This is a genomic window from Microcoleus sp. Pol12B4 (assembly GCF_036701385.1).
GTDB lineage: Bacteria > Cyanobacteriota > Cyanobacteriia > Cyanobacteriales > Microcoleaceae > Microcoleus.
The window spans coordinates 1-14,127 of record NZ_JAUBQR010000171.1; the positions used below are offsets into that span (position 1 = coordinate 1).

12 protein-coding genes and 2 pseudogenes are annotated in these 14,127 nt (G+C 46.7%); 7 read left to right on the top strand and 7 right to left on the bottom strand.

The window, feature by feature from the left end:
- Window positions 1-222, top strand: a pseudogene (locus QUA38_RS21025) (tetratricopeptide repeat protein); the annotation flags it as partial.
- Window positions 223-562: 340 nt separating this feature from the next.
- On the opposite strand, the gene QUA38_RS21030 reads toward QUA38_RS21025, so the two are convergent.
- Entirely contained in the window at window positions 563-1,363 is an 801-nt protein-coding gene (locus QUA38_RS21030) for a TIGR01548 family HAD-type hydrolase (RefSeq protein ID WP_333165160.1), read from the bottom strand.
- 326 nt (window positions 1,364-1,689) lie between these two features.
- On the opposite strand from QUA38_RS21030, the gene QUA38_RS21035 reads away from it, so the two are divergent.
- The 4 genes from QUA38_RS21035 (at window position 1,690) to obgE (ending at window position 6,438) form a co-directional block, all read left to right on the top strand.
- On the top strand, window positions 1,690-2,001 hold the full coding sequence (locus QUA38_RS21035; RefSeq protein ID WP_228042653.1) for a 30S ribosomal protein PSRP-3: 312 nt from the start codon (window positions 1,690-1,692) through the stop codon (window positions 1,999-2,001).
- A 433-nt stretch (window positions 2,002-2,434) separates the two neighbouring features.
- Window positions 2,435-3,508, top strand: coding sequence for a class I SAM-dependent methyltransferase (locus QUA38_RS21040; RefSeq protein ID WP_445305082.1), 1,074 nt, complete (start codon window positions 2,435-2,437; stop codon window positions 3,506-3,508).
- Between the two features lie 419 nt (window positions 3,509-3,927).
- Window positions 3,928-4,824, top strand: a complete 897-nt coding sequence (locus QUA38_RS21045) for a Mo-dependent nitrogenase C-terminal domain-containing protein (protein WP_333165165.1) — start codon at window positions 3,928-3,930, stop codon at window positions 4,822-4,824.
- Window positions 4,825-5,397: 573 nt separating this feature from the next.
- Window positions 5,398-6,438, top strand: a complete 1,041-nt coding sequence (gene obgE, locus QUA38_RS21050; RefSeq protein WP_333165167.1) for a GTPase ObgE — start codon at window positions 5,398-5,400, stop codon at window positions 6,436-6,438.
- Window positions 6,439-6,795: 357 nt separating this feature from the next.
- Here the strand turns inward: obgE and QUA38_RS21055 are convergent, their stop codons facing one another.
- From QUA38_RS21055 to QUA38_RS21070, 4 genes are all read right to left on the bottom strand, one after another.
- A complete protein-coding gene (locus tag QUA38_RS21055) occupies window positions 6,796-7,461 on the bottom strand; it encodes a DUF1295 domain-containing protein (protein WP_333165170.1) in 666 nt (221 codons plus the stop codon).
- A gap of 441 nt (window positions 7,462-7,902) precedes the next feature.
- Window positions 7,903-8,304, bottom strand: coding sequence for a hypothetical protein (locus QUA38_RS21060; protein WP_333165172.1), 402 nt, complete (start codon window positions 8,302-8,304; stop codon window positions 7,903-7,905).
- 65 nt (window positions 8,305-8,369) lie between these two features.
- Window positions 8,370-9,992 carry a serine hydrolase gene (locus QUA38_RS21065; RefSeq protein WP_333165174.1) on the bottom strand — a complete coding sequence of 541 codons (1,623 nt, stop codon included), beginning with the start codon at window positions 9,990-9,992 and terminating at the stop codon, window positions 8,370-8,372.
- A 255-nt stretch (window positions 9,993-10,247) separates the two neighbouring features.
- Complete coding sequence (locus QUA38_RS21070) at window positions 10,248-11,198, bottom strand: RNA methyltransferase (protein ID WP_333165177.1); 951 nt, start codon at window positions 11,196-11,198, stop codon at window positions 10,248-10,250.
- Between the two features lie 86 nt (window positions 11,199-11,284).
- On the opposite strand from QUA38_RS21070, the gene QUA38_RS21075 reads away from it, so the two are divergent.
- On the top strand, window positions 11,285-11,440 hold the full coding sequence (locus QUA38_RS21075; protein ID WP_333165179.1) for a DUF2256 domain-containing protein: 156 nt from the start codon (window positions 11,285-11,287) through the stop codon (window positions 11,438-11,440).
- 64 nt (window positions 11,441-11,504) lie between these two features.
- Complete coding sequence (locus QUA38_RS21080; RefSeq protein ID WP_333165182.1) at window positions 11,505-12,440, top strand: isoaspartyl peptidase/L-asparaginase; 936 nt, start codon at window positions 11,505-11,507, stop codon at window positions 12,438-12,440.
- A gap of 188 nt (window positions 12,441-12,628) precedes the next feature.
- Here the strand turns inward: QUA38_RS21080 and QUA38_RS21085 are convergent, their stop codons facing one another.
- Complete coding sequence (locus QUA38_RS21085) at window positions 12,629-12,796, bottom strand: hypothetical protein (RefSeq protein ID WP_333165184.1); 168 nt, start codon at window positions 12,794-12,796, stop codon at window positions 12,629-12,631.
- A 105-nt stretch (window positions 12,797-12,901) separates the two neighbouring features.
- Window positions 12,902-14,127, bottom strand: a pseudogene (locus tag QUA38_RS21090) (WD40 repeat domain-containing protein); the annotation flags it as partial.

Sequence of the window (14,127 nt, forward strand, 5' to 3'; positions counted from 1 at the left end):
AACATGAAAAACATCGTCCGCAGATACCCCCAATTTGCCGACATGAGAGCCGCCCTCAGCGCCTGTCTTTGGGAAGCAGGAAATCGCGGCGAAGCTGAAAGCAATTGGGTAGCAGCCATCGGCCTCGACTCCCGCTACAAAGACCTCGATTGGGTTGCCAATAACCGCCGCTGGCCACCACTTGCAGTCAGTGCATTAGACAAATTCTTGCACTTGCAATAGTCTCAAAGGGAAAGTTGACTGTTGACGGTTGACTGTTGACTGTTGACGGTTGACTGTTGACGGTTGACTGTTAACTGTTGACTCGATTTTATTATTCCGATACAACCGGAAACGATATCATTGGTTATTTGTTATTTCGACAACTAACAACTGACAACTAATACGAATTTAATGTGAAGTTGCACATATCTCGATCCCCCTGATTGTTGGGGAGTAGGGGTTGACTTTGAGAAGAATCTTGTCCCACCCCCTACTCCCCTTATTAAGGGGGGCTAGGGGGGATCGGATTCTATGCAACCTCATAAAAAATTGGTATGACCCCTCCTTCTACAGTCAACAGTCAACAGTCAACAGTCAACAGAACTAATTCTCGAATCCGCGCAGCCGTCAACTCCTCGACATTCCTGAAAACCGCTGCGGCACCTGCATTTTCCAGCACCGCAGCATACGCCTCGCAGCGCACAGCATCATCCAAAACATGAGGTGGCAAAATTCCAGCCCCCAGCCAAACCCGATTTGGTTGCACTTCCCGCGCCTTCACAACCGTGTAAATATCCGCAACAGTATCTCCCGCGTAAATCACGGGCAAATCTTTTTCTAAACCGTGCAGATTTTCCAACTGTTCAATTGCCGCGAAAAGTCCAGCCGGATCGGGTTTTCCCGGTGCATCTTCCATCGCCACCAACACGGGTGAATTTAAACTCAGTTTCCCTGACAAAACATAAGCAGCTTCATCCCGCATCGCCCCGCTAAAAAAGCCCCAAACAACTCCCCCAACCGTTAAATTTTCCAGGTAAGCCGGACTTAACAGCAGCGGTTCGTCGCAAATGTAACCAGTCCAATTTTTCTCATCGGGCCCGCGATAGCGACTTTGGAAAAAAGCCACTAACTCGTCATAGTTGAGAGCGAGTTCATTTCTCGATCGGCCAATCCCCTCAAAATAACGGCAAACAAACTCGAAAGACGCCTGCCAGTCATTATTCCACACACCCTCCGACTTCAGAGAGTCGATATCGAGAGAATTCGGACGAAAAGCACCCGCCGTGAAATGTTCCACCGCATCGGCGATCGCCCGCCGGTAGGAACCAGACACATCCCGCACCACACCGTCAATGTCAAAAACTACAATAACTCTGTTCACAACTTAACTAATCCTTGTACCTAGGGCCGGTGAGAATCAATAAGCTTGGGTTAAAACTGTTTATTCCTCCGATATCCCCCTAAATCCCCCTAAGAAGGGGGACGCAAGAGTAAGTTCTTGTCCCCCCCTTCTTAAGGGGAGCTAGGGGGGATCGGGCTCGGGCCCAAGCGTATTGCGGTGAGAACCCAAATTTTATCTGTTCCCAGCCCCTGAGTGGCGCTAAAACCAGCCGCGCCAGAAAACTTTTCATAGCCGATGACCAATTATCGAACAGAGTGTGCTACGCTTAGCGATTGTAGAAATTTTTAACAAGTTCGATCAGAACCCTGGAGGTTTGCTTGTCCAAGTTCATCTTAAAAGTTCTCTGGCTAGAAGAGAATGTTGCCCTCGCCGTTGACCAAGTTGTCGGCAAAGGAACTAGCCCGCTGACATCCTACTTTTTCTGGCCTCGCAAAGATGCGTGGGAAGACCTCAAAAACGAACTCGAAGCCAAACACTGGATTGCTGATAACGATCGCGTCGAAATCCTCAACCAAGCGACAGAAGTAATCAACTACTGGCAAGAGGAAGGCAGACGACGCCCGATGACTGAAGCTCAGTCAAAGTTCCCCGAAGTGACTTTTACCGGCAGCAACTAAGCCCAGCTTTAAGTTGCTATCCATATAAATTGCCTGTTATGGCTGACAAGGGGAAGGAGAGAGGGGAGAAGGCGAGAGGATTTGACGCTTTTTCCACCTCGCCGTAAAACATACAATTTAAATGCGCTATAGCTTATCTTGATACTAACTCCGATTTTGGGACCTAATCGGGTTTTGGGCTTAGTCGATCGATTTGAGATTAGAGATTGGAAATTTATGCAAAATAAAGCTCTAAAATCGCCTTTTCTAAAATCTAAAAATACTAAGCAACGAAACCAAAGAAATCTAAAATCGGCTTTTTTATACTTTTAAATTGTACAGTCAGCTCTCAAAAAACTTCCCTATGACTAACGACTAATGACTAATGACTAATGACTAATGACTAATGACTAATGACTAATGACTAATGACTAATGACTTCTTCGCGGAATCTATGGGCGCCGAAAGTACAATCAACCAGACCGAACAGCTACCGCTGGTAGTAAATCCCGACATTCTCCAGCAAGCTATCCTCTACAAAATTAATACCCGCGTAAACGCTCGCGGAGAATTAATTTTCCCCTGCGTACCGGGAATGCTAAGCCACTATCTCAAGTCGATAGAAAATCTATTTAGCACTCTCGACAGACCCCTGCCCGAAGACCGCAGAGACGAACTCAGCAAGCTTTTAGCCACCAAGTTAGAACAAGGCTACCGCACCTCCACAGCATCGATGCTGATTCTGCAATACGAATCAGTGCAGCCGCCACAAACCGGTTTAGCCTGCAAAGTGATTGTTACTACCTCAACAGTTGGAGAACAGTACAAAAGCTGGGTAGACACCAGAGAACCTCCGCTTTTCGGCTCTCATCCAGACGCAAAATTGATGACAACGGCTGCTAAATTGGGCACACCCGATCGAGTGCGGATTTTGGACGTGGGGGCTGGTACCGGCCGCAATACCTTGCCGCTGGCGAGATTAGGCTATTCTGTGGATGCGATCGAACTAACTCCCGCTTTTGCAGAACAATTGAAAGCGGCAGTAACAGCCGAAAACCTTCCCGTCACAGTGACTGAAGGCGATGTGCTCGACCCCTTAATGCGGATGAAACCGGCCCGCTATCAGTTAGCAGTTGCCGCCGAAGTCATTTCGCATTTTCGAGACAGCGATCAAGTACGGCTTTTCCTCGCTAAAATGTGCGATTCCCTGTCTCCCGGAGGCCTGTTGCTGTTCAGCACGTTTTTAACTGTCGGCGACTACCAGCCAGATGCCCTCGTGCGACAAGTTGCCCAACTCTCCTGGTCTACTTTATTTACACCCCAAGAACTCGCCACCGCCATGGAAGGGTTGCCCTTAGTCCAAATATCCGACGAATTGGTGTTTGAGTATGAACGCCACCACCTGCCGGAAGGAGCCTGGCCACCGACGCCCTGGTTTCCCAGTTGGGCCACCGGTCGAGATGTCTTCCCGATGGCAAACGCACGCCCGCCAATGGAATTGCGCTGGATTTTGTGCCGCCGAAGTTAAAAAAAAATCAATCATTTCTAGACGGGCACAGCAATCAAAACGTTTTATCGGCGGTAAAATTTTCCTCATATATTTTTTTTTCAACAGCTTAAAGCCAACTCGCTGTTAATATTGTGCTGCCGGCATAGAAAAATTTACAAAAATATATATTAAAATGTAAACAGAGCGAAGTTCGATCGCCCCTGGGTGAGAAACCCAGTGTCTGATTAGATCCCACGCTTGCCAACCTTTTATTTCTTGCGAAAAATCGGGTTGCTAATGGCAATCGGGCTTGAATAAAAGTCGATCGCCATCTTGATGGGTGCAACTAGAGTTAAGATGAATTCAACAAACCTATTCCTCCCGATAGATGACTTTTTAGGGAATAGGATTAGCCAATAGATTAGCTCGCTAGTCAGCGATGCTGCTGAGAAACAAATATGCTTTTAACACATCCACTACAAGCGTTTGGAGCAATCTTCGGGCACAAACCTTCCACAAATAGATCATCGATCGACCAAAAAACCAATAAAAATTATTGGGAGGGGAATATTGAACCCGCTGTAAACGAACAAATTGACTGGTACATCCAAGTGGAAATGCTAATGAGTAACGCTAAATCTTCCTGCACTAATGAAGAGATTACTGCTTGGCTGCGGGGATTGCTGACAATTGCTTGGGCAGACGGCAACTTTGACGAAGACGAGCAAAAAATGATTGCAAATCTAACTCAGGATGAACTACACCCGGTATCTTTTGAGGAGGGTTTTGAACCTATTGCCCCAGAGGAATTAGCCGCTGTGTTAGGGAAAGACACCGCCAAAGGCGAGGATTTTTTGAGGACAGCAGTCATGGTAGCTTTGGCAGACGGTACCTATTCGCTCAGCGAAGACGAGGTAATCTCTAAGTTTTGCACAGCTTTGGGGCACAATGTAGAGGCGATCGAAGCTCTGCGACACACTATCGAAGACAGCAAGTGCGATGATCCGCAGGGGCCCAGCAGCCAAATAGTCTTTGATGCGATCGTCCCCCCCGTAGTCGGAACACCTCTTTCATCTCGGCTACCTAAACCTCACCACAAAAATGTCCTGCAACCCGTCAAAGACTGGCTTGACGGCTGGGAAATTCACGACCCAAAATTGGCACACTTTGTCTGTAAAATTATTCCACCCCAGTGTCCGTTTGAGCGAGATGTCGTGTTATTTGGTCGCAAAATCGTCCACATTCCGGCGATGTGCCAAATTAACCCGCTTTACGAACAGTTAGTCGGGATGCGCTTTCGAGCTCTCTGCTATTTGGCAGATGAATGTAAGGAAGATGTATCGTCCTATTGCTAAAAGGAATGGGTAATTGCTAATTGGTAATTCATTCCGGGGCGCAGAACCTCTATCTGTAGGATGCGCCCATAAGCACCTTACCGCTATAATTAGCACGTTAAATACGTATTTGGCGAAGTCCTGTAATTAGCAATTGCTAATTTTTAGTAAATTATTTGCGATGAGTTAGAAACCTATTTTTGGCAAAAAAAAGATTTTTACAGCTCTTTGCACCTGATAAAAACCAAGTTTATTCTGTTTGCGTGCGTGATTTCTGCTAATATCAAATCTGCTTTTATAATACTAATTCAATAAAAGTCTGGGTAGAATTCTCAAATTATTATAGAGATTATTAAAAGCTTTAAAAGCCGGACACGGCAGTGCCGTTTCCCTACCGATGCTTGCGTACAATCTCTCGCTCTGCACTACTTTTGAGAATTGGTATAATTATATTTTTCCGGCAACTGTAAATCGCGACTAAACTTGCCTGTCATCCGCCGACGCGGACTAAAGGAAAAGGGGAATATGGTACTTGCATCTGGTATAATAATAACTAATGACTATTGACACTGACTATTGACTACTGACTAAATTATGCAATTTATCGATCGAGCAGATATTCAAGTCGCAGCCGGCAAAGGCGGCGACGGTATGGTAGCTTTTCGCAGAGAAAAGTATGTACCAGCGGGTGGCCCCTCTGGTGGGACGGGTGGCAAAGGCGGTTCCGTGTATATGGTGGCGGTGGAAAGCCTGCAAACGCTGCTAGATTTTCAGTACAACCGGATTTTTAAAGCCGATGACGGGAAGCGAGGCGCGCCGAAAAATATGACCGGTGCCGGTGGGGACGATCGCACGATCGAAGTTCCCTGCGGTACAGTAGTTTACGACGCGGAAACTCAGGCCATATTGGCAGATTTGGTGACGCCCGGACAGACTTTTTGCGTAGCCAAAGGCGGCAAAGGCGGTTTGGGAAATAAGTGTTTTCTGACCAATTCCAACCGCGCTCCCGATTATGCGATGCCGGGAAAAGAAGGAGAACACAAGTTTTTGCGTTTGGAATTGAAGCTATTAGCTGAAGTGGGAATTCTCGGGATGCCGAATGCGGGCAAATCCACCTTAATTTCAGCATTGTCTGCAGCTCGCCCCAAAATAGCAGATTATCCGTTTACAACTTTAGTCCCGAATTTGGGCGTAGTCAGAAAACCCAGCGGCGACGGTACGGTGTTTGCAGACATTCCGGGATTGATTGAGGGAGCGCACGAAGGTGCTGGCTTGGGTTACGAGTTTTTGCGGCACATTGAGCGGACTCGGTTGTTGCTGCATTTGATCGATATTACTGATGAAGATCCGATCGCCAATTACGTCACAATTCAGGAAGAATTGAAGTCTTACAGGCGTGGTTTAGCCGATAAACCGCAGATTTTGGCTTTTAATAAAGTAGATGCGATCGATCTTGAAAGTGAAGAAATCGGTAATTTAATCAGCAGACTTAAAGAAATGAGTGGCGCTCCTGTTTTGTTGATTTCCGCCGTTAGTAGACTTGGATTGGATGAATTGATGCAGCAAGTTTGGCAGAAACTCGACGAGATGAACGAAAAAGAGGCAGCGGAACTCGAAGTTGTCGTGAGTGTGTAATCGCTTTCTGGTTCATGAAATTTCCGTGAATGGGTAAGTGTTTTTTTGAGGGGGTCAAATCTTTCGGCTGTAGGGCTGGTGCGGCAAGGGTTTGAGCCTCTGTGTCTTGAAAAACGATCGTTTAAAAGTATCTAACGACTGCTTTAAATCGCCTACAAGCCTGACAGTGAAAGTTGCCAAAGGGGTATGGGGCAATCGCTAAGGCTGTGTGGCAAAGGCGGGAAATTTATTATTAGAAGCTTTATCTTATTTTGCGGATATAAGTTGAGCTATATTCACGGCATTTTCTAAAAATTCGCCTTATTATCCCTCATCAACTCCTACTCTAATTCCGCAACGCCCTGAATTACTATTTTTTTAACCAACTTTCTCCTCTAAACAGTCTTTTTTTTGTTCGAGAGCTGTCGATACAAATAGTCGAGGTAGTAAAAATCCCGACCGAGCTTTGTATTCGGCAAATTCAGGATATCGTCCGAGTGAACGATCTTTTTTTATCATGTTAGGAATAAACATACCAGCAATAAAGCTTGCCAGGATTAAAAAAGGTAGCCAGTGCTGAACTAGCATCGCAAACGATCCGTAGATGAGGATTTCTCCTAAGTAATTCGTATTGCGCGATCTGGCAAAAAATCCTTCTGTTATTAGTCCCGAATGGTACTTAAGGGTGTAATACTTCTGTGCATCAGCAGTATAGTGTAGAAAGACACCGATAATATTTAGGGAAATTGCTGCTGCCACTAACGGCAGAGGTGGTTGTGAGCCACTGCTAATCAAAATAAAAGGTGCTACCCAATAGAGGCTAACTAACACAAAGCCGAATATTCCCATTCCGACAGAGATTTCTTGTTCCCACTGTTTATCTGGATATATCTGGCTTTTGAGCAGCCACAACAAACCATAAGTACCGTGCAGAGCGAGATAAACCCAAGCACCCAAATTAAAATTTTGGTAAATGAACATCAGTGTCAAAATAAATGGAAAGCTGAGTCCTTTGTGCAGATTGATAAAATGCTTGGTTTTCATAGCTTTTGTTAATCTCTATCTAGTAAACTCAATCTCTGTTTATATTACACTTTTTTAGATCTAACTACTTATCACGAGCAAACTTATCAATCTGCTTCTATTTTGCCTGACGCGGTAACAAGCAACTTGAAAGCGTGACCGGAGTGCCCTCGTTCTTTTATTTGACAGCTCCCGCTCTCGGCTTAACAAAGAAAATCGATCGCGATCTCAGTAGCGATAGAATGTTGCGCGGCTCATCCGCTCCGAAAGCTTAATCAATGATTTCTCTAATCGGGCGATCGCTATTTCACAAGTTCATATCGTTTCCGGTTGCATGGGGATGATAAAGTCAAGGCCAATAATTCCACATTCCCCCACTCCCTACTCCCCACTCTCCACTCCCCACTCTCCATCATTGAAAAACGCGGTTTCTGAGTACCGATGAGTAAGTCATACCTCTTGTTAAATTCCGTTTGAGTTGCGAATTTGCCCGTTGTAATCAACTCTCACCCTCCCATCTTGGGAAACCGTAACAACTGTCTCTACAGTATAGACAGACGAACCAGGCTTGGAACCCTTAAAAGTAAAAGTCCAAGTTCCATCGCCATTGTCAACGAACGGCGATTCCTTAGAAGTACCGTGCATCGAAGCTTCAGCTCGATAGTTGCCTAAACCCCCATTAGCAATTTCTGCTGCTTGACGGGCTAAGTTTTTTGCCCGATTGAGTTCGATATTGTTGTTAATCACTGTCACGCCATCGGTCTGATATTCAGGAGCAGGATTAGCGTTACTCAAGGGGGGGGAGACTCCAACGGCTAAAGTTGAAAGCGCTACCAGACCAGCAAGTCGAATGTTTAGTTTCATAATACAAACTGATTTATAGTTTGATAAAGTCTACAACACTTGCCTGAAAAAACCCGGTTGAATTCTCAATTTTTAATTTTGACTTGTGAATCGTCGGGCATTTCTCCACCGTTCAAATAGCGGTAACTCATCCGAGAAATATCCCGAATCAATGTTTGAGCTGGTTTCTCCGTTTCCGGCGAATGCTTCACCATCACCGCCACCAAATAACGCTTACCGTTGGGCAAATCTACCATCCCCGCATCCGCAAGCATTGTATCAATGTTGCCGGTTTTGTGAGCAATAACTGAACCTTCGCCTAAACCTTTCGGCAGCAAAGAATCGTTTTTAGTTTGGCGCATGATTTGCAAAATGCGATCGCGCGATTTCACAGATACCAAATTACCCCGATCAATCTGGGCTATGATATTAATCAAATCCTTCGGACTGGTAGTATTAGTTCCCTCCAAATCTGGCAAATTATTACGCAGAACCGTGGTACTCAAACCCCAATTTGCAAAATTCTGATTTAAAACCTCAGCACCTCCCAACAACTCAATCATCATATTTGTCGCCGTATTGTCGCTGACAACAATCATCTTTTGGGCAACTTCCAAAGCCGAATACTTCTTACCAGGGGAGTCGTCTTGCATCTCCCCAGAACCGCCGACAATGTGTTCTGGCTTCAGTGTCAGCATCTGATCTAACTGCACTTTGCCCTCATCTACTGCTTGGAAAAAAGCTACTAAAATTGGCAGTTTAATTGTGCTAGCTGAAGCAAAAGCAGTATCGCCATTAAAGTTTAGGTAGCTTCCAGTATCTAAATCGACTAGAAATATTCCGGCTGTCAAACTAGGATTTTCTGTTGCTAAAACCTGAACTTGCGTTTTCAAAGCTCCTAATTCTTGATTCAGTTGCAGCACTTCTGGGGTTGCGGGTGCCGCAGATGCGCTATCGGCTGGGTTGTTCTGCCCTGTGCTGGTTTGTTCTTCTGTCGCTACAGTGGATGCTCGACTCACAGCATTTACCACCGACAGCAGCGTACCGCAAATCACCGCTATCCCAACTCCCAAAATCAGCAAGCGAGTAGCATAAACCAACGGCGGTACGCTCCGAGGTGCAGAGCGTTTACCCGGTCTCTGACTCGCTTGTGGGCGGGGTTTAGGCACGGGGGGTTTTTTGGCATCTGCGGGGATTACCGTGTCTTGAATGCGAACAGGGGGCGAACTGGGACGACTTCCACGGGTGGTAGGGGGAGTGGCTGTGGGGAGCTGGCTGTTGGGATTGCTGGCGATCGAACTCACGTTTTCCCGCTCCAGATTCGGGTCTGGAAACTCAAACATATCAACAGCAGCGAGGCCTTTTTTGCGAGGTTGGCGAGTCTTCGACTGCGGAGTTTTGCTGGTTCTGGGTTTTCTGGGGTTAATTGCCGATCGGGGATCGGATAAAAAGTCTTGTGTAGTAAATTCTTCCGAAGATGTGGGAGAATTGGCTCCTATTCTGCTGCCGCGGCCCTGTTGCGGTGGGAAAGTCGCAGGTTCGGGCGATCGAATTTCTGAATTGCCGTTTTGCGGTTGCGGAGGGCGGCGGCGGCCCGAGTTGCCAGACTGACTTGCTTTGCCGGACTTAGGCTGCTTTGAGCCGGAGTTGGGAGAGGATATCGAGGATATCACCGATAATATCGATCCTTTGGGAAACCGCTCTGCCACGTCTTACTCCTTCATCACTAATGTAAAGTTCAAGTTTAAGATTTTTCAGCTTGCCAGCCAATCAATTTTAGATTTTAGATTTTAGATTTACCCCAGACGCTGCATGGTATCAGCAACAGGGTTTATTGCCCGCAAATTATCGCAAAGCTTAGGTTTTTAGTCAAGAAACCCTGTTATGAAGGTGACAAGTGGGTGCAGGAAAGTTCTCTGTGCAAAAAATCCTCAATCTCATATCCCCAATTATCTGCATTTCTCCTAGCTATCCGTTGGATTTTCCGGCAACGCCCCATCCAGAGTATCAGAATTTGTCTCTCGTGGGTAAGTTTTGATTGCCCATTCTGTTTGGCGGAGGACGCCCCGCAGCATGGCGACTTCATCAATTGTCGGATAGGCTCTGTTGTACAAACGCCGAAATTTTTCCATCCGGCTTGCTGCTGTGTGCGACTGCAAATATCCTATTTTGAGTAACAGCGTTTCTAGTTGCTGGTAATATCCCTCTAAATTTTCCAAGGGAGCACTGGCGAGAGGAATTGAGGGATTTTGTGTCGGACTACTGGCAAGTTGTTCTTGATAACAAGTTGATAAATTATCTGTGGCATCGGGTATTGAAGAGGCATAGCCTCTGGATATGCGTTCCCCGGCTGAGCCTGGGAACGAGGAATCTTCTTCGTTCCCTCTTCCTTCTTCGTTCCTTCTTCCTTCTTCCCTCTTCCTTCTTCCTTCTTCCCGGTATAGTTCGTAACAGCAGATAGCGACGGCTTGGGCGAGATTTAGGGAAGTGTAGGCATCGCTGCTGGGAATGCGGATCAGGCGCTGAGCGCGGTTTAATTCGGCATTGGTCAAGCCGCAGTCTTCTCGACCAAAAATGAGGGCGCTGGGGGCTTCAAGGAGCCAAGGCAAGGCATCTGCGGGTTCTTCTAGTTGTGTTGGCAACGCTCGACAATCATCCCCTGTAGTTGCGATCGCTCTGACACACCCAACCAAAGCAGCGGGCAAACTCTCGACTACTTTGGTAGTTTCCAATATGTCGGCGGCGCGAACAGCCATCAGTCGGGCTTCTTCCCCTAAATGATCGCATTGAGGATTTACCAAAACTAATTGGTGCAAACCCATATTTTTCATGACACGGGCAACAGAACCGACATTCAATGGGCCAGCAGGTTCGACTAAGACTATTCGGATGTTGGCGTCGGCCGTTTCGAGCATTTTTATTTGGGGAGGTGTTAGGCAGAAAGTGGTTGGTTTGTTTGTTTTGACTAAAATTTAATCAGTAATGTAATGTCAAAGTTAGCATGGCCAAGCAGCGATCGAAATCTGATTTACCGACAAAAATCTGCCCAGTGTGCGATCGACCTTTTACTTGGCGCAAAAAATGGGCGGATTGCTGGGATGAGGTCAAATACTGCTCCGAACGTTGTCGTCGCCGCCGTTTGGCGGCTCAAGATTAAGAATCTAGGGTAATTTGCTCGATCAAAGCTAAGATTGCAAAGGAAAAATTTTAGGTTAAAAAATATGGCATCGCAACAAGTGCAACCAAAGTTAGTTATTCACGGCGGTGCCGGCAGTTCTCTACACAGTAAAGGCGGAATTGAGGCGGTGCGGAAATCGCTTTACGATGTTTTGGAGGAAGTTTATCCGCTGCTGAAAGACGGTGCAAGTGCCGTAGATGCAGTGGTGCGGGGCTGCCAATTGTTGGAAGATGACCCGCGATTCAATGCCGGTACTGGTTCTGTGGTGCAGTCGGACGGTCAAATTCGGATGAGTGCTTCGCTGATGGACGGTTTGATGCAGCGTTTCAGCGGGGCGATTAATGTTTCTCGCGTTCAACATCCGATCGAACTTGCTCAATTTTTGCAGCATTCGGACGATCGAGTTCTCTCGGATTTTGGTTCGGCGGAATTGCTGCGAGAACTTCAATTGCCGATTTACGATCCGATGACGGATTTGCGTTTGCATGAGTGGATGCAAGAACGCCAAGGCAATTTTAGTAAAGCAATGGCTGACGTGGTTGCCGAACCGGCCGGTATGGGTACGATCGGAGTCGTAGCTTTGGATGTGCATGGACGCTTGGCTGCTGGGACTTCGACTGGTGGCAAGGGTTTTGAGCGGATTGGGCGGGTTAGTGACTCGGCGATGCCGGCGGGAAATTACGCGGCCCAAAGTGCGGCGGTAAGCTGTACGGGGATTGGCGAGCACATTATGGACGAGTGTTTGGCCGCGCGAATTGTGGTTCGGGTGACAGATGGTTTAAGTTTGAAAGCTGCTTTTGAGCGTTCTTTTACTGAAGCTGACGAGCGTCAACGGGATTTTGGCGCAATTGGAATTGATGCTAGCGGTGCGATCGCTTTCGGCAAAACTAGCGAGGTGATTTTGGGTGCTTTTCACAACGGTATGGAAATGGGCGATACTTTGGAAATGAGCAAGGGAAAGCTGATTTTTATTGCTTAAAAAGGCTTCTTAATCAATGATTCCGATACCCGACTTTTCCAAGAAGTCGGGGAACTAGATCGGTTAGCTTTATATCAAATCCGGTGGCATCAGATTGATATTAACCACACTCACGACACCGTAGCCGTTACCCTACAAGTAATCGGGCGATGATTACATAAAAAGCGAGGAAAATTGATGATTTTGATCTAGAGAAAGGGCAATGCCGTATCCTCATTCCTTAGACTCATAAATTGAGCTATTTTTTTATGCAAGCTGGTAAAAAATAATTCACCATCAGTTACTTTTCCCTGAGCAATTTGCTTAGTGCCACTAGCAATTTTTTGTTTGAGTTCTGCCAGACGCTTCTGCTTCAATGCAATATTTCTTTCTTCTGGCAGTTACATTATTTTGTCCCCTCTACAAAACCTTAAATCAGTTAGAGTCTAATAATTTAATCATCACCATTTAACTCTTTAATCTTAAATCTGCAGTTGCCAAAGTTTAACAGTACCATTCTCGCCGCCGCTGACGATAGTTTCGCCGAAAAGCCCGATCGCCACCGCAGAAACAGGGCTAGAATGTCCATCTAAAGTGTGCAGCAATTCGCCGCGAAGATTCCAAAGTCTAACAGTACCGTCAAAACACCCCACGGCAAAGTATTTCCCATCGGGGCTAATTACGGCGGTGGAAGTGATGCGAATTCCAGTATGCAGCGAATGCAATAAGTCGCCTGTTTGCAAATTCCAAAGTTTGATAGTTTGACCACCATGATTGACAAGAATTTGGCTATCGGAAGAAATAGCTACATAATTTTCGCTGCCAAATGTTCGTCTCACTTCGCCTCCGGGCAATTCCCACAAAGTGACTGTGGCGCGACAGAAACCGCTGGCTGCATTGAGACCGCTGGCTACTAGCATTCTGCCGTTGGGACTCAGGGCGATCGCACTAATGTCATCCCCTTGATAGCCTTCTAAAACTTGCAGCAGTTGGCCGCTGTTGAGGTGCTGAAGCTTGATAGTGCCGCGGGTGGTGCCGATCGCCAAAATTTGCCAGTCGGGGCTGACTGCGACGGATTCATGGCGGTGCACGTCTGCCAAACGCTTCAGCAGTTGGCCGTTTTGCAGGTTCCAGAGTTTGACTGTACCCGCGCGCGATCGTGTCAGCAGCGTTTTGCTGGCTGGGCTGAAAGCAACTAGCAACACGGCTGTTGAATGTCCGAAAATTGTCTGCTGCAGTTCCCCGCTGTGCAAACTCCAAATTTTTACTGTACTGTCGTCAGATCCCGTTGCCAGTAATTGTCCGTCGGGACTGATAGCCGCAGACAAAATCCTGTCTGAATGGTGGAGAGTAGCTTTCAAGATGGCGCCGGTTGAGGTTTTTGGCTGCGTTTTATATCCGGCTATCTCCAGCCAGTCGATCGCATCTCTCCAATTTTTAAGATCATTGCGGGGTCGATTTGTCAATAATTCTATGTATCTGTACAAAGTTTTTGACAAGTCAACTTCGACACCTTTGATTTGTTTGTTGAGAAAAACCGCAATTTCCGCTGGGCTGTAGCCACACAGCAAGCCGCAAAGATGGCGTTTTTCTACGGGTGTCAGCCCTCTTCTGGTGTGAGGGGCAAATTGTTGTTTGGCATTTGCCAAGTCGGTGTAAAGCTTTTGGATTTCCCAGCGGTTGCTTGCCCGTGCAAATGGTTCTTCTG